The 20,329-nt window shown below is 63.1% G+C and carries 20 protein-coding genes; 7 read left to right on the forward strand and 13 right to left on the reverse strand.

Annotation, left to right across the window (positions count from 1 at the left end):
• Window positions 1-33: 33 nt before the first annotated feature.
• From NKH01_RS20845 to NKH01_RS20860, 4 genes are all read right to left on the reverse strand, one after another.
• Entirely contained in the window at window positions 34-1,323 is a 1,290-nt protein-coding gene (locus tag NKH01_RS20845) for an O-antigen ligase family protein (RefSeq protein ID WP_353022140.1), read from the reverse strand.
• Window positions 1,320-2,855, reverse strand: coding sequence for an undecaprenyl-phosphate glucose phosphotransferase (locus NKH01_RS20850; RefSeq protein ID WP_353022142.1), 1,536 nt, complete (start codon window positions 2,853-2,855; stop codon window positions 1,320-1,322). Before NKH01_RS20850 ends, NKH01_RS20845 begins: the two co-directional genes overlap by 4 nt.
• Before the next feature lie 123 nt (window positions 2,856-2,978).
• Window positions 2,979-4,103: a glycosyltransferase family 4 protein gene (locus NKH01_RS20855; RefSeq protein ID WP_023717304.1), complete on the reverse strand. Its 1,125-nt coding sequence runs from the start codon at window positions 4,101-4,103 to the stop codon at window positions 2,979-2,981.
• A gap of 12 nt (window positions 4,104-4,115) precedes the next feature.
• Window positions 4,116-4,679: a polysaccharide biosynthesis/export family protein gene (locus NKH01_RS20860; protein WP_023717305.1), complete on the reverse strand. Its 564-nt coding sequence runs from the start codon at window positions 4,677-4,679 to the stop codon at window positions 4,116-4,118.
• Between the two features lie 255 nt (window positions 4,680-4,934).
• Between NKH01_RS20860 and NKH01_RS20865 the strand changes: the two genes are divergently transcribed.
• Window positions 4,935-7,190 carry a GumC family protein gene (locus NKH01_RS20865; protein WP_353022143.1) on the forward strand — a complete coding sequence of 752 codons (2,256 nt, stop codon included), beginning with the start codon at window positions 4,935-4,937 and terminating at the stop codon, window positions 7,188-7,190.
• Window positions 7,191-7,211: 21 nt separating this feature from the next.
• Here NKH01_RS20865 and NKH01_RS20870 read toward each other — a convergent pair whose 3' ends face one another.
• The gene (locus NKH01_RS20870) at window positions 7,212-8,441 is read right to left on the reverse strand and encodes a GNAT family N-acetyltransferase (RefSeq protein ID WP_352895308.1); all 1,230 of its coding nucleotides are present in this window, start codon (window positions 8,439-8,441) and stop codon (window positions 7,212-7,214) included.
• A gap of 89 nt (window positions 8,442-8,530) precedes the next feature.
• Here NKH01_RS20870 and NKH01_RS20875 point away from each other — a divergent pair, with 89 nt between their 5' ends.
• Window positions 8,531-9,589, forward strand: coding sequence for a polysaccharide deacetylase family protein (locus tag NKH01_RS20875; RefSeq protein WP_353022144.1), 1,059 nt, complete (start codon window positions 8,531-8,533; stop codon window positions 9,587-9,589).
• Here the strand turns inward: NKH01_RS20875 and NKH01_RS20880 are convergent.
• Window positions 9,586-9,813, reverse strand: a complete 228-nt coding sequence (locus tag NKH01_RS20880) for a DUF2842 domain-containing protein (RefSeq protein ID WP_352465564.1) — start codon at window positions 9,811-9,813, stop codon at window positions 9,586-9,588. The two genes, NKH01_RS20875 and NKH01_RS20880, sit on opposite strands and share 4 nt — an antisense overlap.
• Before the next feature lie 151 nt (window positions 9,814-9,964).
• Here NKH01_RS20880 and NKH01_RS20885 point away from each other — a divergent pair, with 151 nt between their 5' ends.
• Window positions 9,965-11,059: a COX15/CtaA family protein gene (locus tag NKH01_RS20885; protein WP_352481214.1), complete on the forward strand. Its 1,095-nt coding sequence runs from the start codon at window positions 9,965-9,967 to the stop codon at window positions 11,057-11,059.
• Here NKH01_RS20885 and NKH01_RS20890 read toward each other — a convergent pair.
• The 3 genes from NKH01_RS20890 to speB are packed head-to-tail and all read right to left on the reverse strand — an operon-like array spanning window position 11,049 to window position 13,845.
• Window positions 11,049-11,888, reverse strand: a complete 840-nt coding sequence (locus NKH01_RS20890; protein ID WP_352481213.1) for an aminoglycoside phosphotransferase family protein — start codon at window positions 11,886-11,888, stop codon at window positions 11,049-11,051. The two genes, NKH01_RS20885 and NKH01_RS20890, sit on opposite strands and share 11 nt — an antisense overlap.
• A complete protein-coding gene (gene argC, locus NKH01_RS20895) occupies window positions 11,889-12,815 on the reverse strand; it encodes an N-acetyl-gamma-glutamyl-phosphate reductase (protein ID WP_352587776.1) in 927 nt (308 codons plus the stop codon).
• A gap of 22 nt (window positions 12,816-12,837) precedes the next feature.
• Window positions 12,838-13,845, reverse strand: a complete 1,008-nt coding sequence (gene speB, locus NKH01_RS20900) for an agmatinase (protein WP_352481211.1) — start codon at window positions 13,843-13,845, stop codon at window positions 12,838-12,840.
• A gap of 302 nt (window positions 13,846-14,147) precedes the next feature.
• On the opposite strand from speB, the gene NKH01_RS20905 reads away from it, so the two are divergent.
• Entirely contained in the window at window positions 14,148-15,197 is a 1,050-nt protein-coding gene (locus tag NKH01_RS20905; protein WP_353022146.1) for a glycerophosphodiester phosphodiesterase family protein, read from the forward strand.
• Between the two features lie 107 nt (window positions 15,198-15,304).
• Here NKH01_RS20905 and NKH01_RS20910 read toward each other — a convergent pair whose 3' ends face one another.
• A complete protein-coding gene (locus NKH01_RS20910; protein ID WP_353022147.1) occupies window positions 15,305-16,186 on the reverse strand; it encodes an aldo/keto reductase family oxidoreductase in 882 nt (293 codons plus the stop codon).
• Window positions 16,187-16,281: 95 nt separating this feature from the next.
• On the opposite strand from NKH01_RS20910, the gene NKH01_RS20915 reads away from it, so the two are divergent.
• On the forward strand, window positions 16,282-17,184 hold the full coding sequence (locus NKH01_RS20915) for a LysR family transcriptional regulator (protein WP_352845096.1): 903 nt from the start codon (window positions 16,282-16,284) through the stop codon (window positions 17,182-17,184).
• A 110-nt stretch (window positions 17,185-17,294) separates the two neighbouring features.
• Here the strand turns inward: NKH01_RS20915 and rpsI are convergent, their stop codons facing one another.
• From rpsI to NKH01_RS20930, 3 genes are all read right to left on the reverse strand, one after another.
• Window positions 17,295-17,777, reverse strand: coding sequence for a 30S ribosomal protein S9 (gene rpsI / locus NKH01_RS20920; RefSeq protein WP_023717316.1), 483 nt, complete (start codon window positions 17,775-17,777; stop codon window positions 17,295-17,297).
• 1 nt (window position 17,778) lies between these two features.
• The gene (gene rplM / locus NKH01_RS20925) at window positions 17,779-18,243 is read right to left on the reverse strand and encodes a 50S ribosomal protein L13 (protein ID WP_023674645.1); all 465 of its coding nucleotides are present in this window, start codon (window positions 18,241-18,243) and stop codon (window positions 17,779-17,781) included.
• A gap of 215 nt (window positions 18,244-18,458) precedes the next feature.
• Window positions 18,459-18,923 carry a PaaI family thioesterase gene (locus NKH01_RS20930; protein ID WP_353022149.1) on the reverse strand — a complete coding sequence of 155 codons (465 nt, stop codon included), beginning with the start codon at window positions 18,921-18,923 and terminating at the stop codon, window positions 18,459-18,461.
• 149 nt (window positions 18,924-19,072) lie between these two features.
• Between NKH01_RS20930 and NKH01_RS20935 the strand changes: the two genes are divergently transcribed.
• On the forward strand, window positions 19,073-19,894 hold the full coding sequence (locus NKH01_RS20935) for an enoyl-CoA hydratase (RefSeq protein ID WP_023717319.1): 822 nt from the start codon (window positions 19,073-19,075) through the stop codon (window positions 19,892-19,894).
• 9 nt (window positions 19,895-19,903) lie between these two features.
• Complete coding sequence (locus tag NKH01_RS20940; RefSeq protein ID WP_023717320.1) at window positions 19,904-20,326, forward strand: VOC family protein; 423 nt, start codon at window positions 19,904-19,906, stop codon at window positions 20,324-20,326.
• The last annotated feature ends 3 nt before the right edge of the window (window positions 20,327-20,329 follow it).

The raw sequence follows: 20,329 nt of genomic DNA on the forward strand, positions 1-20,329 counted from the left end.
CGGTCGCGATGTATCGTGATAGACTGGGTCCGGTCAACCGAATTCGGCTGCTGTCCGGCCTGAAGCAACAGCAACGGAGATTGCCGGTCGCCGCGCCGCCCGCAACTGCCACTGATGGCGGTATTCCAGCGCGATGGCGCCCCAGATCAGGCCGAGCAGCAGGTAGACATGCCGCCAGTGGTCGATGTCGATGAAGGTGCCGAGCCCGATATTGCCGATGAAGGCGACATAGGCGCATAGTAGATAAGGCTGCCAGGGCCGGTCGCGCAGCAGAATGCGGAAGCCGGCGGCGATCGTCCAGCACGTCAGCGTCAGGAACGACACGAAGCCGAGCCACCCGTAATCCATCAGCATCTTCAGCCAGATGTCGTGCGTGTCCTCGCCGAACATCTTGCCGAATACGAGCGGGCCGATGCCGAACGGATGCTCCAGCGCCATCTGAAAGCCGATCGTGTAGCGGGCGAAGCGGCCGAGGCGGGCGGTGTCGTAGCTTTGTTCGAGTTGCGCGCGATTCGAGAACATCTCCGCCACGCCCGGCAGTTGCAGGATGACGATCGTCGCAATGACCAGCAGTCCGACGGCGGCGATGGTCATGACGACGACGCGCAGCCGGAATTTGCCGCTGGCGCTCTGCAGGAACAAGGCCCCGGTCAGCAGGATCGCCGAAACGGCGAACATGCCCCAGGCGCCGCGCGAAAAAGAAAAGAAGATGCCGGCGGTGATGATCAGCAGCGGCACCGCCAATAGAGGCATGCGCGCGATCGAGCCGGTAAGCAGCAGATAGAGCAGGTAGATGCCCGGCAGCACCAGGAACGGCCCGAACACGTTCGGGTCCTGGAAGGCGCCGGCGGCACGGTCGTATTTGGTGAAGATCTCCGCTCCTGGAAAGGCATGGAAATAGCCGGCTATGCCGACCAGCGAAGTCAGCACTGCCGACACGACATAAGCGACGAAGATCACGCGGTAGAGACTGGGCTGGACGGCCGTTACGGAAGCGAAGAAAACCGCGGTGAGGGTCAGGAACAGCGAGACGGCGAGATAGAGCGGCGTGGCGGCGAGGTCCGACATCTGCGTCATCGAGATCATTCCGCCGATGTTCATGATCATCAGCAGCACCAGAAGTGGCACCGCCGCGCGCTGTATGCGCATGCCGAACAAGGGCCACACCACGATCAGCCCGATCATATAGAGGTCGTACGGCGCCGGTTCGGCAATGACGAAACCGGACAGGAAGACGCCGAGGAAAACCGCCCCTGACGCAATCAGCGCAATGAGCTTGGCGTTGACCACCGCCGCCGGCAATTCGTAGGCCGTCGCGCTCAATACGCATTTTCCGTGTTGAGCAGGCGGATCGGCGTCAGGAACAGGATTCTCAGGTCGAACAACAGCGACCAGTTCTCGATGTAATAGAGGTCGTATTCCGTGCGCATGCGGATCTTCTCGTTGGTGTCCATCTCGCCGCGCCAGCCATTGATCTGAGCCCAGCCGGTCACGCCGGGTTTGACCTTGTGGCGGGCGAAATAGCCGTCGACCACCTCATTGTAGAGGAGGTTGTGAGACTGCGCGGCAATGGCGTGCGGGCGCGGCCCGACCAGCGACAGCGAACCGAACAGCGAATTGAAGAACTGCGGCAATTCGTCGATCGAGGTCTTGCGGATGAACCGGCCGACGCGGGTGACGCGCGGATCGTTCTTGGTCACGGTCTGCGTCGCGGTCGGGTCCGCCTTGTCGGTGTACATCGACCGGAACTTGTAGACGTCGATGATCTCGTTGTTGAAGCCGTGCCGCTTCTGGTGGAACAGCACCGGCCCCTTGCTGTCGAGTTTGATCGCGATCGCGGTCGCCAGCATCACCGGCGAGAACACGATGATGCCGATGATCGAAAAGACGATGTCGAAGGCGCGTTTCGCGACCGAATCCCAGTCGTTGATAGGCTTGTCGAAGATATCGAGCATCGGCACCGAGCCGATGTATGAATACGCGCGCGGCCTGAACTGCAACGCGTTCGAATGCGCCGACAGCCGGATGTCGACCGGCAGCACCCACAGCTTCTTCAACAATTGCAGCACGCGCGATTCGGCGGTCAGCGGCAGCGAAACGATCAGCATGTCGATGCGCGCGATGCGGGCAAATTCGATGAGCTCGGAAATCGTGCCGAGCTTGGGATAGCCGGCGACAACCGGCGGCGAACGCTTGTCACCACGATCGTCGAAGATGCCGCAGATGCGGATGTCGTTGTAGGGCTGCTTTTCGACCGAGCGGATCAGTACCTCCGCCGCCTTGCCGCCGCCGACGATGACGGCGCGGCGCTCCATCCGCCCGTCGCGCGCCCAGCGCCGGATCAGCTTCGACATCACCAGCCGGAGACCCAGGATCAGCACGAAGCCAATAACGAACCACGTGCCGAGGAGCAGGCGCGAATAGTCTTCCGACATTTTCATGGTGAAGGCGGTGAGCGCCATCAAGGCGAAGGTTCCGGCCCAGACCAGCAGGAGGCGGCCGAAATTGGCGATCGGCCGCATCAGCGCGACAATCTGGTAGCAGTCCGTGACGTCGAGCAGAACGACCGCGAGGAACGAGGTGGCGGCGATCGTCAGCGAGTATTGCCAGGCAAGATAGTTGAAAAAGCCGACATAGTAGAAATAGACGGCAAGACCCGACACCAACAGCAGCGCGAATTCCACCATGCGCAGGACGCCGCTGACCATTATCGGCGACATCGTATCGCGCCGGTATTGCGAGGCGACCTGGCGGGCAACGTCGTTCATGCCGCCGGCCGTGTTGTTCTCGGCAGGGGCGTCGAATTTGCGCACCGCGTCTAGCGAAAAACGGCGCGCGGGGTCGATTTCGTTCATGGGGCGTCCGTAGGTTTCCCTCAGGTGAATAGCAAAAGAGAGCTAAGAAACCCTTGAAACAACAGATGGCTTTGGAGACGCTTTCACCGGGGGCCTTTTGCAGCCGAGTGGATATCAGTTGCTCTACTGTTTGAGCGCGGCGAAATAGGCCTTTTCGATTTCGGCGGCCATTACATCGGCGCCGAAGCGTGCCTTGAGGTCGGCGGCACCGGGCATCAGGCCTTTGTAGGCGTCGAGATCGGCCAGAGCGGCACTTATCTTGTCGCCAAGTTCGCGCGGGTCGGGCCGGATCAGGGCAGGGGAGCCGGTGTCGAAGATTTCCGGTATGCCCCCGACCGACGTCGCGATTAGCGGCTTCCCGGCGGCAAGCGTTTCCAGAACGATATAAGGCATGGCTTCCGCGCGCGAGGGAACGACGACCAGCTTGGCCAGCGTGAAGGCGAGCCTGGCTGGCATCGGCGGCAGGAAGCTGACCTCGAGGCCGAGCTGATCTACCTGGGCGCGATAGCGCGGCAGGTCGTCGCCGTCGCCGACCATCAGCGCTTTCAATGGGCGACCGAGCCGTGTTGCGGCTCGCCCCAGTGCATCGATGAAGATGTCCGGGCCCTTGAGGTCGCGCATCATGCCGATATAGAGGAGGTCAACGGCATTGTGCTCGGTCTGCACCGGCTCGAACTCGGCGGCGCGCAGGCCGTTGTGGACGAGAGCGTTCGGAATGGGCGGCTCGCCGACCTTCCTGCGATAAGTCCGCCGCTCATAATCGGAAACAAACAGCAGGCAATCGGTGAAGCGAGCCATGAAGCGTTCGAGCGCGAAGAACAGCTTCCCCATCGCCGTGGTTTCGTCATAGTGCAGTGAGCCGCCATGCGGCGAATAAAGGCGGGCTACGCGAGACCTGGATACCCGCAACAATGAGCCGAACAGACGGGCATAGGCGCCACCTTTGGCGCCATGCCCGTGCAGCACGTCCGGCCGCAATTCTTTTATGATCCTATAGGTGCGTCGGGCCGAAGCGAGATCGCCTGGCCCGACATGCCGCTGCATCGGTGTGCGATGAATGCCGAGCGCCAGGCTGCCTTTCATCTGTTCGAACAGCCGTTCCTCGAAATCGCCGCCAGTCGTCGAATCGCAGACGATGCCGACGGCATGGCCGGCGGCGACCTGAGCCTCGGTCAGGTCGCGCACATGCCGGAAGATGCCTCCGACGGGTGAGCGAAAGCAGTGGACGATCCTGAGTGTGTCCGCCACTTGGTCAGCACATCAAAACAGGCGTTCGCGAACATAGACTGTATCGCCGGGCAACAGTGGGTCGGAGGTCACCACGCGTCCGGTTATAACCTTGCCGTTGATGTCGCGGGTAATGTCGACGCTTTCCTGGTTGGCGCGTGGCGTGAAGCCGCCGGCGATGGCGATGGCTTTCTGCACGGTCAGGCCCGGAACGTAGGAATATTGGCCCGCCGCGCCCACTTCACCCATGACGAAGATCGGCCGGTAGCGATCGATTTCGACCGAAACGTCAGGATCGCGCAAATAGCCCTGGCGCAGTTTCTCGGCGATCTCGCCCTCGAGTTGCTGGGCGGTGTGGCCGCGCGCCGGCACGTTGCCGACGAGCGGCAGCGAGAGATAGCCGGATTGGTCGACGCTGTAGGTGTTGGTCAATCCTTCCTGCTCGAACACGGTGACGCGGACGCGGTCGCCGGCACCGAGGCGATAGGGCTGGTCGAGCACTTCATGGAAGGCGGCCGGCGTCGGCCGGTAGCTTGAGCAGCCCGAAAGCATCGATACGGCAAGCAGCGCGCGGAAAAGGGGAGCAGTGCTTTTCATGAGCGGACACGTACCTTTGAATAGCCGGCGACTCTGCGGCAAACCTTAACGATCGAGCTCGGTTATCATCCTGTTAGGGTTAATGGCCGGTAAAGGCGCGCGGCCGATGCGGGCCCGATCGACAAATGCAGATGGTTTTCAGCCTCTTGTTTGCGGCTTGTTAGTAGAGCCTAACAGGTGCTTACCGCGTTATTAACGGCTGAGTTACCATAGTTGTTTACGGTGCATGCTGACTCAGTACCGGAGCAGGGATGCATGTCCGTTCAATCCGCGGCCGCAGATGTCGACGTCGATCTCAGGCAGCTTTTCGCCAGCCTGGCGCGAAACTGGCTGCGCATCCTTGTCGTCGCGCTGATTGTAACCGGCCTGGCCTTTGCGCTCGCCTGGCTTGCAACGCCCGAATACAAGGCGGCGGCCAAGCTGGAGATCGGGCCTCGAGAATCGGAGTTCACGCGGCCAGCCGGTGGCAACGGCAACGAGCGGTCGATTCCCGACGAAGAGGCTGTGGCCACCGAGGTCCAGATCATTTCGTCCCCTGACATCCTCAAACAGGTGGCGGCGAAGCTCAACCTCGCGAAATTGCCCGAATTCGACGAGGCGCTGAAGATGTCGGCGCTGAGCCGCACCCTTGTCCTCGTTGGCTTGAAAAGCGATCCCTTCGAGATTCCGCTGGAAGAGCGCGTGCTGGACGCAATGCATGACAAGCTCAACGTCTATGGCGTTGAAAAAACCCGCGCGATCGCTATCGAGTTCTCGTCAGAGGATCCACAGCTTGCCGCCGCGATCCCGAACGCCATTGCAAACGCCTATATCGCCTCCAAGGGCAACGCCAGGCTCGAATCGAATTCCGCCGCCACCGACTTTCTGGCGCCGGAAATCGCGGATCTGCAGAATCGAGTGAAGGAGGCGGAAGCCAAGGTTGCCGCATTCCGTGCCCAGTCCGATCTTTTGATGGGCGGCAACAATTCGGTGCTTGCCACCCAGCAGCTGTCCGAATTGTCGAGCGAACTATCACGGGTGCGCGCCAACCGCGCTTCGGCGGAAGCGACCGCTGACAGCGTGCGCAGGGCGTTGCGCAATGGCGGCTCGCTGGATGCCGTTCCAGAGGTGTTGTCTTCCGACCTGATCCAGCGCCTGCGCGAGCGGCAAGTCGAACTCAAGAACAACATCGCCGACCTTTCCACCACCTTGCTCGACAATCATCCGCGCATCCGTGCGCTGAAGTCGCAGCTCGCCGATCTCGACCGCCAGATCCGCAACGAAGCGGAAAAGATCATGAAGGGTCTGATGGCGCAGGCCGAGACGGCGAAGGCACGAGAGGCTCAACTCGTGGCCGACGTCAACACCCTGAAGGCGGCGTCCGCCCGCGCCGGCGAAGAGCAGGTGGAACTCGATGCCCTGCAGCGCGATGCCGCGACCAAGCGCCAGCAACTCGATCTCTACTCGTCCAGCTATCTCCAGGCGGCCGCACGCAAGGATCGTAACTACCTGCCTGTCGACGCTCGCCTATTTTCGGAGGCCCGGGCGCCGACCGAACCCTATTTCCCCAAGATTGGTCCGATTGTCGGTGCGGCCTTTGTCGGCTCGTTGCTCCTCATGGCGATCGTCACGTTGCTGCAGGAACTGTTTTCCGGCCGCGCCATGCGTCCGGCCGCCGGTGCCCATTTCGAACGCATCGAGCAGGTTGCGATGCCGGCTGTCCAAGCCGAACGCGTAGTGGCCGAGCCCGGCCCGCCGGTTGCCCGGCCCGAACCGGCAGTCGCCGAGATCGACCAGCTCGGTGAGTCCGACAACAGTGTCACTGAAACCAAACTGGAGCCGGAACCCGTCGCGGTGGCGGAAGCGGCTGCCGAGAAAATCGAACCGGAGTACTCTGAGATGGCTGCTGCAGACATTGAACCGGCACGTTCCACCCTCGGTGAGGTCGACATCGACAAGGCCGCGGAAAAACTGATCGCCACCGGTGCCGCCCGCGCCATATTCGTGTCGCCGGAAGGCGACGAGGCGGCTGCCTCGGCGGTGCTGGTGGCGCGCGCAGTCTCTGACGCCGGGCTACGCGTGCTGCTGCTTGATCTCACCGCTTCGGGTGCTGCCTCGCGGCCGATGCTGGACAGCGGGCTGTTTCCGGGCATCACCGATCTGCTCGCCTCGCAAGCGCAGTTCAGCGATGTGATCCACCCCGATCTCTATTCGGACTGCCACGTGATTCCCGTCGGCACAGCCGATCCGGTCCGTGCCATGCGCGCCGCCGACCGGCTGCCGATCATCATGCAGTCGCTGACCACCGCCTATGACCTGGTCGTTGTCGAATGCGGACCAGCGGACGCGCAAGGCATCAGCCGCCTAGTGGGCGAGGGCACCGAGGTGCTGCTCTCCATGCTGGAGCCGGACGACGAGGTGACGCAAGCCGCAGTCGCGCTCATCGAGAGCGGCTATCCCGACCTGACGCTGGTCACGCCAATCGGCCATGTGGCGCCGGGGCCAATGCCGGGGCGGCGCTCGGCCGCCTGAGGCAGTTTTCTCAAATCGAAATCAGCTGTCGTCTTCGCCTGCGGCCGGTGCTGTCTGTCCCACAGCCTTGCGGCGCAGCAGCTTGGTCAGCTTCCAGACCATTGGGCTGTGCTTGATGAATGCTTTCAGGCTTGCGCCGTGCCTGAGCGCAAGCGCCAGCGCGCGGCCCTTCAGCGTCAGCGGAACCAGCACTTCGAAATGCTGCGTTTCGACATCGCACCACAATCGCTTGTAGGGTTCGTCGCCGACTGAGAAATCATAGATTTCAAAACCCGTTTCGCAGGCTTCCTGGATGTTCTCGAAGAACAGGAAGTCGCCCGGGCTGGTGTGTGCGAGGTCGTCCTCGGCGATCGCCCCGAATTCGCAGATCAGCCGCTTGCCCGAGCGGCTCGACCCGGTGACCGCACGAAGCTTGCCGGCGACTTCCAGCCCATGCAGCACGAAGCACGGGTTTTCCTCTTGAAGCGCTTCGGCAAACAGCGAGCGGAAAAAAGCGCGTACCTCCGCTTCACCGAAAACATTGACGATGCCCATCTTGCGGAAGCGGAATTCCTTCATCTCGAAAAAGGCGTCGAGCAGCCTGTTCACCTCGTCCGCAGTCCTCGCCTCGATGCGACGATAGCTGCCGACGGCCTCGAACTTGCGCGCCTGCGAGCGATGCTTCTTGCGCCTGCGCTTGCCGCTCACCCGGGTGAGCAGTGCATCAAACCCTCCGACAAGACCGGCGGCCAGCGACAGATTGGGGCTCGAAAAATGCGGCAAGGCGGAGAGCGGGTTGGCAACGCCGTCGAGATCAGGCAGCAGCCGCTCTAGCGCGACAAGATCGATGTCGCGCCGCGCCTTGGCAATCGCGGCCAGCATAGAGCGGATCGCCGCGATATCGGCATTCGCCAGCCATTGCGGGTCGGAGGCGGCAAAATTGCCGTTGGCATGGCGGCCGCCCATAAAGCGGGCGATGCGGAATGCCCCGCTGTGGGTGACCTCCAGCGCCAACGAGAAAACCGGCCTGTCGTCCGCGCGCAGCGTCGCAACGACAACGTCGGCGCCGGTATGTGCGGCCCAGTTCAGGATCCAGCCTGCGCTCTGCGCCGGGGCAAAAAGCGCCGAACGGCAGAATTCGGCGTACGCCGCCAGCGCCGCACTATCGGCAACCGAGGTCGACAGGCCGGCGTTGCCGGCCGGCAAGGCACACGGCGACGCCTCGCTGCTTGCCAGCCGATTGCCGTCAAATGACGCGGTGGCGTCAACCATACCTCAATCCTTAGGGCGTATTCGTCGCGATTGGGGGTCCGCGCAGGCGCATTCCATGCTTGATGAGCTTAGGCGCAAAAGGTGAATGAATGATCGACGGGGGCGAGGCAATCCGCAAACTGGCGCTCAATCTCGCCCGCTATTCCGGTCTTGCGCCGCTGGCCAAGCCGTTCATCGGCGGCCTTGGCGCCATCCTGATGCTGCATCGGGTCACCGCGACGCCGGAAAAGCCGAACGGCGTCAACCGTCACTTGAACATCGCGCCTGGGTTCCTCGACATCGTGATCGCCGACATGACGGCGAACGGCTACAGGTTCGTTACTCTGGACGAGGCGATCGAGCGCATCAAGGCTGGCGACAAGGACGGCCAGTTCGCGACGATCACCGCCGACGACGCCTATCGAGACAACATGACCGAGGCGCTGCCGGTGCTGGAGAAGCACGGCGCGCCGATCACCATCTACGTCGCGCCGGGACTGATCGACGGCGCTGCCGATTTGTGGTGGGACGTGGTCGAGGACATCGTCAATGCGCGCGATCGCCTGACGCTGACGACGCCGGACGGCCCGGTGACGATCGATTGCTCGAACCCGGGAAAAAAGGTCCAGGCCAATGCGCGCCTGCACGCTCATCTGACGCTGAAGGTGCGCGAGCAGGACCAGCATGCGGTGTTGCGCGATCTGGCGCGTTCGAACGGCATCGAGTTGGGCGGTTCGCGCCCGAACACGCTGATGAACTGGGACGAGCTCCGCACCATGGCCGCGCACCCGCTGGTGACGATCGGAGCGCATAGCGTCAATCATTGCAATCTGAAGCGGCTTTCCGAGAGCGACGCGCGGCATGAGATCGGCGACGTCAAGCGCATATTGCAGGCCAAACTCGGCGAGGAGCCGCGCCATTTCGCCTATCCCTACGGTTATGTCAGCGCCGTCGGCCGTCGCGAAGTGGGCCTTGTCCGCGATGCCGGCTATGCCTCGGCGGTGACGACCCGCCACGGCATACTCCGCGCCGAGCATGCCGGGTTCCTGCATGCCCTGCCTCGTATTTCGGTCAATGGCCGCTATCAGAGCGTCGCCCACATCCGAACAATGTTGTCGGGCGTGACGACGCCGCTGGCCAATGCCGGCAAGACGGTGGTGACGATCTAACTGTTGCCTCGGCTCTTCGGCCGCGGCTCCAGGATCAGCCATTTGATGATGCCCATCGCCGGCAGCACCCACAAAAGCCCGCTCAGCAGGAAGAAGATGAAATGCGCCAGTGGCCCGGACTGTGACAATTGGGCGACCGCCACGATCGAGGCGACCAGCGCATAGACGACGACCAGCACTACCAGCAGGAAGCTTCCGATCAGCTTTTTCAGGCGAATGGGCACGGCGCGATCTCGTTGATCGCTATCGCTTAGGCCGAACAGCCGATGCGCGCAAGCCGCCAGAAACGGCGCGACGGCGTGCCGCGCTGTCCGGTCTTGCAAGCCGGGTTGCGATGGTTCACCAATCCGCGACTTCAACTGCCGGGACAAAGCCATGGCTGCTGCCATATCCGATGCCGCGCCTTTCGCAGCCCGCGATCGCGACCTTCGCAACCGCGCGCTGGTACGTGGTTGGCTCTATGTCGTGCTCCTCGTGCTGTTTGCGCTGGTGGTGGTCGGCGGCGCTACGAGGCTCACCGATTCCGGCCTGTCGATCACCGAATGGCAGCCGATTCACGGCGTCATCCCGCCGCTCAATGATGCCGAGTGGCAGGAGGAGTTCCTGCGCTACCAGCAGATCCCGCAATATGCCGAACTCAACAAGGGCATGAGCATCGAGGCGTTCAAGTCGATCTTCTGGTGGGAGTGGGTGCACCGCGTCCTGGCGCGTAGTGTCGGCGTGGTCTTCGCCCTGCCGTTGCTGTTCTTCTGGGCGACGCGCCGCATCGAGCGCGGCCTCGGCACGAAATTGTCGGGCATCCTCCTTCTCGGCGCCCTGCAGGGCGCGATAGGCTGGTGGATGGTGGCGTCCGGGTTGGCCGACCGGGTTTCGGTCAGCCAATACCGGCTGGCGACGCATCTGACGCTGGCGGCGCTGATCTTCACGGCGACCATGGTGGTCGCACGCGGATTGGCCCCACACTCAGAACCGGCCGCCGACCGATCGACGCAACGTCTGGCCGGCTTTCTGGTGCTGCTGGCGCTGGTCCAGATCTATCTCGGCGGGCTGGTCGCAGGGCTCGACGCCGGCTTGAGCTACAACACCTGGCCGCTGATGGACGGCAAACTGGTCCCCGGCGACCTGCTGCTGCTCGAGCCGGCATGGCGCAATTTCTTCGAAAACCCGAAGACGGTGCAGTTCATCCACCGGGTCGGCGCCTACACGATCTTCGCAGTCGCGCTCTGGCACATGATTGCGACACGCCGGCGTCTGCCGGACACGACGCATGCCCGACGCGCGACGCTGCTGTTCCTGATTGTCGTGGTGCAGGCGTCGATCGGCATCGGCACCCTATTGATGCATGTGCCGCTGCACATGGCCCTGACGCATCAGGCATTCGCGCTGTTCCTGCTGGGTTTTGCCGCCGCGCACTGGCGCGGCACCAAGGGCGCTTATCCGCTGCCCCACGAGATTGCTCTCAGAGGCTGAGCCGCTCCGTCCGGATCGCCATGGCGATCGCCACCTCGCGGTCCTCGTCGACCGCATTGCGATCTTCATGGTGCCATGCAGCCGACAGGCAGCCATAGGCGATGGCGTGGTCCAGTATCGCGGGCGGCGACTGGCCGAGCGTTGCGGCAAAGACTTGCGCCATATGGCGGATCCGCCGCGGATCGAGGCAAAGATCGTCTCGGTCAAGTGGGTTGTAGAACATGTTGGCCGCGTCGAAGCCGGGGTCGCCGAGAACGCCCTTCGGGTCGATCGCCAGCCAGCCGCGCGGACCGTGCATGACGTTGTCGTGGTGCAGGTCGCCATGCAGCGGCCGCACGTCATGCGGATTGGACAGCAGCCGTTCCGCGATTTCGGCTGCTTCGACATACAGGCTCTTTTCGCCGGCGGCGCGATCGGCCTTGGCCTTTTTGAACAGGCTGGAGAACCGGGTCCGCAACGGCTGGAGATCCGGCGGGGCAGGGTGCTTCGACGGCGAGACCAGTCTTGCCATTACCTCGGCCGCGATCGCGGTGGCGGCATTGTCGCCTTGTTCGGCAAGATGGTGTGACAGCATCCTGTCGCCGGCGTATTCGAGCAGCATGCGGTGGCCGTCGCGGCCGAGCAGCCGCACCGCGCCTTCGCCGCGTCGCCAGGCGAGGAAATGCTCGCCACGCAACTCGTCCTCGACATCGTCGAAAGGCTTTAGATCCTTGACGATTGCCGGTGAGTCGTCCTCGCGAGCAACCTTCCAGATGCGGCTGCTGAAGGTTTCGGCGATGAGTTCGGGCGCGCCGACCTTCCAGCGCTTCGGAAATGCCGGCGCATCCATTCAGAGGCCGAGCATCAGATCCATGTTCTGCACGGCTGCACCCGAGGCACCCTTGCCGAGATTGTCGTAGACGGCAAGCAGCAGCGCCTGCGCCCTGTCGTCATTGGCAAAGACATAGAGCTTCATCCGGTTGGTGCCGTTGTAGATCTCCGGATCGATGTCAGGCATGCGTTCCTGATGCAGATACGGCGCCACCTCGACCACGCCACGATCAATGGAAGCAAAATGGTCGGCGATCGCCGCGTGAAGCTCAGCGCCGGTCGGTACATGGTCGAGACCGCCGAGTTGCAGCGGCACTACCGTGATCATGCCTTGCGCGAAATTGCCGACTGCCGGCTGCATGATCGGATCGTGCGAAAGCCTGGCATAGGTCCTGAGCTCCGGCACGTGCTTGTGCTGCAGCGTCAGCCCGTAGGGCAGGAATTCCGACGCATCCTCGCCCTTGGCGACATAATCCTCGATCATCGGCCGGCCGCCGCCGGAATAGCCAGAAATGCCGTTGACGGTGACCGGAAAATCGGCTGGCAACAGCCCCGCCGCAACCAGCGGCCGCAGCGTCGCGATCGGTCCTTGCGGCCAGCAGCCCGGATTGGCGACGCGCTTCGCCGAAGCGATCTTCTTCGCCTGGTCCTTGTCCATTTCGGCGAAACCATATTCCCAGCCCTCGGCGACGCGATGTGCCGTCGAGGCGTCGATCACCTTGGTGGTGTCATTGGCGATCAGCGAAACGCTTTCCTTGGCTGCCGCGTCCGGTAGGCAGAGGATCGCGACATCGGCGGCATTGAGGAACTCGGCGCGCGCTGCCGTTTCCTTGCGGCGCTCAGTCGGGATGGAGATGATTTCCAGGTCGCCGCGCTCGGCAAGCAGCGCCCTGATCTGCAGACCGGTGGTGCCGTGCTCGCCGTCGATGAAGATTTTCGGTTTCATTGCCTGCCAAAATTCCTGTTAGCTATATGCCGCTTGCCTGATTCAATCCGGCAACGCTGTGATTGCCCTGGTTCATTTCCTCGAGCCGGGCCTTTCGTTCCGCCAGCAGCCCGAGATAGTGCATGGCCACCATCGAGCCGGCAATTGCCGTTATATCGGCGTGATCATAGGCTGGCGCAACCTCGACGACGTCGGCGCCGACGATATCGACCTGGTTGATCTGGCGCAGCACCGACAGGATCTTTGCCGAAGACGGGCCTCCCGCTACCGGCGTTCCGGTGCCGGGCGCAAAAGCCGGATCCAGGCAATCGATGTCGAAAGTGACGTAGGTCTTCTTGCCGCCCGTACGGTCGACGATGGCATAGGCGATGTCGGACGCCCGCATTTCCTCCACTTCATGGCCATACAGGATCTTGATGCCGAACGTATCGGGCGCGTGGGTGCGGATGCCGATCTGGATCGACCGGTCGGGGTCGATGATGCCCTCCTTGACCGCACGGCCGACGAAGGAGCCGTGATCGATGCGCTTGCCGTCGTCGGGCCAGGTGTCCTGATGAGCGTCGAACTGCACCAGGGCCAGCGGGCCGTAGATGGCGGCATGCGCCTTGAGCAGCGGCCAGGTGACGAAATGGTCACCGCCGAGCGATAGCAGAAAGGCGCCGGATTTCAGGATCCTCGCCGCTTCGCGTTCGATCGTGGCAGGGGTCTTCTGGTGATTGCCGCTGTCGAGCAGGCAATCGCCAAAATCGACCACGGCAAGCTGTTCGAACAGGTCGCGCGAAAACGGATATTGCGGATCGTTGTCGAGGATGGCCGACGCGCGGCGAATCGCCTGCGGTCCGAAACGCGCGCCCGGCCGATTGGTGACCGCCGCGTCGAAGGGAATGCCCCACACCACCGCATCGGCGCCCTTCACGTCCTTCGAATATTTGCGCCGCATGAACGACAGCGCGCCGGCATAGGTCGGCTCGAACGACGCGCCCGTCCTGGAGCGGGTGGTGAAGGCGTGATCGATGGTCCTTGGCGGCATGAAGCGATCTCCTGTGCGTCGACGCGCAACCTTATTGGCCATAATTCTCAGAATTGCGACCCCTTCGGAAGAACATGGCTATTCGGCCCGGTCACAAATCCTTGCTTGCCGGAGAGCCCCGCATGGCTGGCCCGGAGATTGCCTAGTTAGCAACCGAAAGTAGCCGCTACGGCCGTTTCGGCCGGCATTAACCTGATTTTCCAGCGTTTGCGAAGCCGGCTTCGTTCACTAGGCTGTCACGAGCGTCGCTTAACCGGGTGTCGATCCGGTACGGAGCGATTCTCATGCGAACGACCTGTCTCATGCGAACGACTTGGCTGAGCCTTCTGCTTTCCGCGGCGCTGGCGGCCTCCCTTGGCCATGCATCGGCATGCGAAACGCGCGCCAGGCAGATTCTCGACCGGTTCGAGCACGCCAACCAATGGCGCGACCATGTGATGGTGGCCGCGCACCGCGCCGGCGGCATGCAGGCCGGCAAGACGCTCTATCCCGAAAATTCGATCGCCGCCGTCGAGGCGTCGATTGCAATGGGCGCCGAAATCGTCGAGGTCGATATCAGGCGCTCGAAGGACGGACAGTTCGTCGTCATGCATGACAGCTGGCTCGACCGCACCACGAACTGCAAGGGCGAGGTGGTCAAGCGCACGCTGGCCGAACTCAAGACGTGCCGGTTGGTGATCGAAGGCACCGGCGCCTTTACGGGCGAGACAGTCTCGACGTTGCGCGAAATGTTGATGGCGACCAGGGACAGGATCCTCATCAATCTCGACAATAAGCTCGATACCGAAAGCCTCGCCGGCATGGTCGCGGTCGCGCGCGACCTCGGCATGGCCGAACAGGTGATCGTCAAGGAGAACCTGTGGGATGCGGAGAGGATCGCCACGGTTGCGGCCGCCATGGACGCGATCGACGGCGGCTTCCAGTTCATGCCGATCATAGCCGACGATGCGGTTCACGACGCCATGTTTGCCGAAAAAGTCAGCCGGGCGTTCCCGGTGCGGGCGATCGAACTGATCAATTGGCGGGCTGGCGCCGAGACACTGACCGAGACCGGCGGCCCGCTGTTCAGCCCGCGCATGCGCGCGCTGGCGGTGAGGGGTGACTGGCACATCTGGGCCGACACCTATGCCATCGTCAACAAGCCGGGTGGCTTCCTCGCCGGTGGCCGCGGCGACGAGCTGGCGGTCGCGGCCAGCCTGCCGCGCGAGACTTATGGCTTCTGGGTCGAGCGCGGCGCCACCATCATCCAGACCGACGAACCGAAGGCCGCCATTGGTTGGCTAGCGGCGAACGGTTTTCGCGTGCCCTATGCCGGCTCGGCCGAGCCGGCGAATACGGCCAGCATTAACTAGGAGCGGCTGTCGCGCTGCCAATCTCCCCCACGAGGGGGAGATTGGCTCATCACCGCCTTCGCTAGTCTCCGACACCGGCTGGCGGCACCTCGCGCCTCGTGCGCAGGTCAAGCGGCCATCGCCACGCCCTCCAGCGCCTCGAGCGCCTCGAGCGCATCTTCCGGCAGCGCGAGATCGCCTGCGGCGAGGTTCTCCCTGAGATGCGCAACTGAAGACGTGCCGGGGATCAGAAGAATGTTGGGCGCGCGGCGAAGCAGCCAGGCGAGCGCGACCTGCATGGGCGTGGCGCCGAGGCGTGAGGCGACCTTGGACAAGGCCGACGACTGCAGCGGGTTGAAGCCGCCAAGCGGGAAGAACGGCACATAGGCGATGCTGTCGCGGGCCAGATCGTCGATCAACGCATCGTCGCCCCGATGCGCCAGATTGTACTGGTTCTGCACGCAGACGATCTTGCAAATCCTGCGGCCTTCGGCGATTTGTGCAGCGGTGACGTTGCTCAGCCCGATGTGACGCACGAGGCCCTGTCGCTGAAGCTCGGTGAGCGTTGCAAGCGGCGCCTCGATCGACCCTTCGGCGGGGCCATGCGCGTCGAACATGACCCGAAGGTTGACCACCTCCAGCACGTCGAGCCCGAGATTGCGCAGATTGTCGTGCACCGCCTTGGTCAGCTCTTCGGCCGAGAAGGCCGGCAGCCATGCTCCGTCCCGGCCGCGCCGGGCGCCGATCTTGGTGACGATAACGAGGTCGTCGCGATAGGGTGCGAGCGCTTCGCGGATCAACAAGTTGGTGACGTGCGGGCCGTAGAAATCGCTGGTGTCGATGTGATTGACGCCCTGCGCAACGGCTTCGCGCAGCACGGCCAATGCCGCATCGTGGTCCTTTGGTGGGCCGAAGACGCCGGACCCTGTGAGTTGCATGGCGCCGTAGCCGAGCCGTCTGACTTTGCGGTCGCCGAGGATGAATGTGCCGGACTGGTCGACGCTGGACATGGTCTTTCTCCTTCAGGGAATGGTGCACAGATAGACGGTGTCCGATCTCGTGATAATTGGGTACAATTCGCACGGGCTGTGCGGAATGACGAACAATGCAGATTGATCTCGGGGATCTGAACGCCTTCGTGGCCGTGGCGCGCGCCAAAGGTTTTCGGGATGCGGCACGCGCCAGCGGCGGCAGTGCGTCCGGCTTGAGCGAGGCGGTGCGCCGCCTGGAGACGCAGCTCGGTGTCAGGCTGCTCAACCGGACGACGCGCAGCGTCGTCCTGACGGAGGCCGGCCAAGGCTTGCTGGCGCGGCTCGGTCCAGCCTTGACCGAGGTGGAGTCGGCGCTGGACGTGGTGAACGGCTTTCGCGACAGGCCGGCCGGCTCGCTGCGCCTCAATGTGCCGGTCAGCGCGGCGCGACTGGTCCTGCCCAGCATCGTGCCGCGGTTCCTTGCCGCCTATCCCGGTATCCGGCTGGAGGTGATCGCCGAGGAGAGCTTTGTCGACGTGCTGGCGGCCGGCTGCGATGCCGGCATCCGTTACGACGAGCGGCTGGAACAGGACATGATCGCCGTGCCGATCGGGCCGCGCGTGCAGCGCTTCGCCACCGCCGCCAGCCCGGCCTACCTGGATCGTCATGGCCGGCCGCAACACCCGCGCGACCTGCTCGGCCACGCCTGCCTGCGCGGCCGCTTTCCCAGCGGTGCGATAACGCCATGGGAGTTCGAGCGCGACGACGAGGTGGTGCGGGTCGACCCAAGTGGGCCGCTTCTCGTGACACTGGGCGGGGCGACCGACCTCAAGGTCGATGCAGCCATCGCCGGCACAGGCATCGTCAGCCTGTTCGAGGATTGGCTGCGCCCTCACTTCGAGAGCGGGGCGCTCGAACCGGTGCTTGAACCGTGGTGGCAGAGCTTCTCCGGGCCGTTCCTTTATTATCCCGGCCGGCGCCTCGTGCCGGCGCCGCTACGGGCGTTCATTGACTTTATCAGGGACAGCCGGACCTGATGTCTGCGCCAGGCATGAACCCCGCCGCAGGCGCTGGTGGGAGAAGGCTCTGCACGAACAGAAAAGGCCGCCCGGAGGCGGCCTTTCGATAGCGTGCAATTGCGCAGCGCTTAGCGCTTGGAGAACTGGAAGCTCCGGCGAGCCTTCGCCTTGCCGTACTTCTTGCGCTCGACGACGCGGCTGTCACGGGTCAGGAAGCCACCCTTCTTGAGCACGGCGCGCAGCGCCGGCTCGTAGTAGGTCAGCGCCTTGGAGATGCCGTGGCGCACGGCACCGGCCTGGCCGGAGAGGCCGCCGCCGATGACGGTGGCAACGATGTCGTACTGGCCGGCGCGATTGGCGGCGATGATCGGCTGGTTGAGGATCATCTGCAGGACCGGACGCGCGAAATATTCGGCGAACACCTTGTCGTTGACGACGATCTTGCCGGAGCCGGGCTTCACCCAGACGCGCGCGATGGCGTTCTTGCGCTTGCCGGTGGCATAGGCGCGGCCCGATTTGTCGAGCTTCTGGACATGGACGGGTGCTGCCGGCTGGGTGTTGGTGTTGCCGGTGGCAGTTCCGAGTTCTGCGAGCGAGGAAAGCTCAGCCATCTTACGAAACCTTCTTGTTCTTGGCGTTCAGCTTGGCCACGTCGAGGACGACGGGCTGCTGGGCGACATGCGGATGTTCCGTGCCTGCATAGACGCGGAGATTCTTCATCTGGCGACGGCCGAGCGGGCCGCGCGGGATCATGCGTTCGACGGCCTTCTCAACGACACGCTCGGGAAAGCGGCCCTCGAGCAGCTGCCGCGCGGTGCGTTCCTTGACGCCGCCGGGGTGACCGGTGTGCCAGTAATAGACCTTGTCGGTGAACTTCTTGCCGGTGAACACCACCTTGTCGGCATTGATGACGATGACATTGTCGCCGTCGTCAACATGCGGGGTGAAAGTGGGCTTGTGCTTGCCGCGAAGATGATTGGCGATGACAGTGGCGAGACGGCCGACGACGAGACCCTCGGCGTCGATCAGCACCCACTTCTTCACCACATCCGCAGGCTTCTGCGAAAAGGTTGCCATGGATTGTTGCTTTCGGTTCGGACCTTCAAAAGAAGGCGTTTCTTGTTGCTTGGATTGGCGAAAGGCACTTGCCCCCCCGCCAATAACAAAACGGCGGCCTTTGCGGGCCGCTGTTCCGTGAGGGCTTATAGGAGAGAGCGGCGACTACGTCAAGGCGCGTGAAAAGCCATCTCTGGGGTAAAATCAAGCAAAAACAATGATTTGAGCACAAGGTATTATTTTACCACATCTCCAAACCGCTTTGGCGGGATCGAATAGGTGCCCGTTGCGTGCGCTACCGTGTGTCCCTCCGGGCCGGCGACGATGTCGATATCGAACACCATCAGGCTCTTGCCGAGCTTGAGGATGCGGCAATGGCCGTCGATCGGCCCGGCCTCGGCCTTGCGGACAAAATTGATGTTGAGACTGGTGGTGACCGAAAGTGCATCCGGTCCGGCATGCGAGAGCACGCAGACATAACCGCCTATGTCGGCCAGCGTGAACAGCGCCGAACCCGATACGGTGCCGCCGGGACGCAAATGGCGCTCGTCAGCATTGAGCCGCACAACACAGCCGCCTGGAAACACCTCCAACGCCTCGTAGAAGGTGAACTGGTCGTTGAGCTGCGGGAAAACAGTCGCCACAAGCGCGTTGACGTCAGCAGCCGTCAGCACCGGCTTGAGATTGCTTTGAGCAGGCATGGCGGTCTCTCGTTGTGCCTGCCTGTTTGAGCGCAGCGTGCCGTTTCTGGCAACAGCCATTCATTATGGCAGAGGCGGGGTGTTGGACGAAGCGAGACCCGCATACTAGATTAGTCCATCACCGATCCGGAATCGCGGAGGAATGACCCATGGCCGAAATCGTCGCCATCAAGCCTGCCGTTGCTGAAGGGCCGGTCGCCGCCCGGCTGGATAAGGGCGTGCTGCGCCTGACGCTCGCCAATCCGCCGGCCAATGCTCTTTCGCTTTCAGTGATGGCGGCGCTGATGGCGGAACTCGACCGCGCCAAGGCCGACAAGTCCGTCCGCGTCATCGTCCTTGGGGCGGCCGGCAAAGTGTTCTGCGCCGGGCACGACCTCAAGGAGTTAAGCACGCACCGCGCCGATGCCGATCACGGCAGGGCCTTCTTCGAAAAGACGTTTTCCGCCTGCGCTTCACTGATGCAGGCGATCGTTCGCCATCCCAAGCCGGTGATCGCCGAAGTCGACGGCCTGGCGACGGCGGCCGGATTGCAGCTGGTCGCCAGCTGCGATCTCGCCATCGCTTCGCACGAGGCGACCTTCTGCACGCCGGGCGTCAATATTGGACTGTTCTGCTCGACGCCGATGGTGGCGCTGTCGCGCAATGTCTCGCGCAAGCACGCCATGGAGATGCTTTTGACCGGCGAAACGATCGAAGCGGCAACCGCCAAGGAATTCGGCTTGGTCAACCGCGTCGTGCCGCGCGAATATCTGAATCAGATTGTCACCAAATACGCGCAAACCATTGCGTCCAAATCCTCCCTGGTCGTCAAGATCGGCAAGGAAGCCTTTTATGAGCAAGCGGAAATGGGGCTGGCCGAGGCCTATGATTACACCGGGCGCGTCATGGTCGAGAACATGCTGGCGCGCGATGCGGAAGAGGGCATTGGCGCCTTCATTGGCAAACGCAAGCCGGAATGGCCGGAGGAATAGGAGGCGGATATGGAACCGCGCATCTCCATCATCACCATCGCCACCGACGATCTCGACCGCGCCACGCGCTTTTATGAGGCGATGGGCCTGACCCGCCATGCCGGGATCACCGAGGGCGTTGCTTTCTTCCAGATGGGTGGCGCCATCCTTGCCCTGTTTCCGCGCCCAAGCGCCGAGGAGGATTCAGGCGTGACCTTCGGCAACGCGCCGTCGGCCGTCTACCTCGCCTACAACACCCGCTCCGACGCCGAGGTCGATGCAGTGTTGGCGCTGGCCAAGAAGGCCGGCGGCCGTATCGTCAAGCCGGCGCAACGGGCCTTCTGGGGTGGCTGGTACGGCTATTTCGCCGATGCGGACGGGCATGTCTGGGAAGTGGCGCACAATCCGGCTTTTCCGATCGCGGAAGACGGATCGATTTCGCTGCCGGCCTGACGA

The organism is Mesorhizobium sp. M1403 (assembly GCF_040317695.1).
Taxonomy (GTDB): domain Bacteria; phylum Pseudomonadota; class Alphaproteobacteria; order Rhizobiales; family Rhizobiaceae; genus Mesorhizobium.

What these genes read in the sequence shown, in the direction of transcription:
- NKH01_RS20850 (WP_353022142.1), bottom strand. Translation starts at nt 2,855, where the DNA reads ATGAACGAAATCGACCCCGCGCGCCGTTTTTCGCTAGACGCGGTGCGC.
- NKH01_RS20860 (WP_023717305.1), bottom strand. Translation starts at nt 4,679, where the DNA reads ATGAAAAGCACTGCTCCCCTTTTCCGCGCGCTGCTTGCCGTATCGATG.
- NKH01_RS20865 (WP_353022143.1), top strand. Translation starts at nt 4,935, where the DNA reads ATGTCCGTTCAATCCGCGGCCGCAGATGTCGACGTCGATCTCAGGCAG.
- NKH01_RS20870 (WP_352895308.1), bottom strand. Translation starts at nt 8,441, where the DNA reads ATGGTTGACGCCACCGCGTCATTTGACGGCAATCGGCTGGCAAGCAGC.
- NKH01_RS20875 (WP_353022144.1), top strand. Translation starts at nt 8,531, where the DNA reads ATGATCGACGGGGGCGAGGCAATCCGCAAACTGGCGCTCAATCTCGCC.
- NKH01_RS20885 (WP_352481214.1), top strand. Translation starts at nt 9,965, where the DNA reads ATGGCTGCTGCCATATCCGATGCCGCGCCTTTCGCAGCCCGCGATCGC.
- NKH01_RS20890 (WP_352481213.1), bottom strand. Translation starts at nt 11,888, where the DNA reads ATGGATGCGCCGGCATTTCCGAAGCGCTGGAAGGTCGGCGCGCCCGAA.
- argC (WP_352587776.1), bottom strand. Translation starts at nt 12,815, where the DNA reads ATGAAACCGAAAATCTTCATCGACGGCGAGCACGGCACCACCGGTCTG.
- speB (WP_352481211.1), bottom strand. Translation starts at nt 13,845, where the DNA reads ATGCCGCCAAGGACCATCGATCACGCCTTCACCACCCGCTCCAGGACG.
- NKH01_RS20905 (WP_353022146.1), top strand. Translation starts at nt 14,148, where the DNA reads ATGCGAACGACTTGGCTGAGCCTTCTGCTTTCCGCGGCGCTGGCGGCC.
- NKH01_RS20910 (WP_353022147.1), bottom strand. Translation starts at nt 16,186, where the DNA reads ATGTCCAGCGTCGACCAGTCCGGCACATTCATCCTCGGCGACCGCAAA.
- NKH01_RS20915 (WP_352845096.1), top strand. Translation starts at nt 16,282, where the DNA reads ATGCAGATTGATCTCGGGGATCTGAACGCCTTCGTGGCCGTGGCGCGC.
- rpsI (WP_023717316.1), bottom strand. Translation starts at nt 17,777, where the DNA reads ATGGCTGAGCTTTCCTCGCTCGCAGAACTCGGAACTGCCACCGGCAAC.
- rplM (WP_023674645.1), bottom strand. Translation starts at nt 18,243, where the DNA reads ATGGCAACCTTTTCGCAGAAGCCTGCGGATGTGGTGAAGAAGTGGGTG.
- NKH01_RS20930 (WP_353022149.1), bottom strand. Translation starts at nt 18,923, where the DNA reads ATGCCTGCTCAAAGCAATCTCAAGCCGGTGCTGACGGCTGCTGACGTC.
- NKH01_RS20935 (WP_023717319.1), top strand. Translation starts at nt 19,073, where the DNA reads ATGGCCGAAATCGTCGCCATCAAGCCTGCCGTTGCTGAAGGGCCGGTC.
- NKH01_RS20940 (WP_023717320.1), top strand. Translation starts at nt 19,904, where the DNA reads ATGGAACCGCGCATCTCCATCATCACCATCGCCACCGACGATCTCGAC.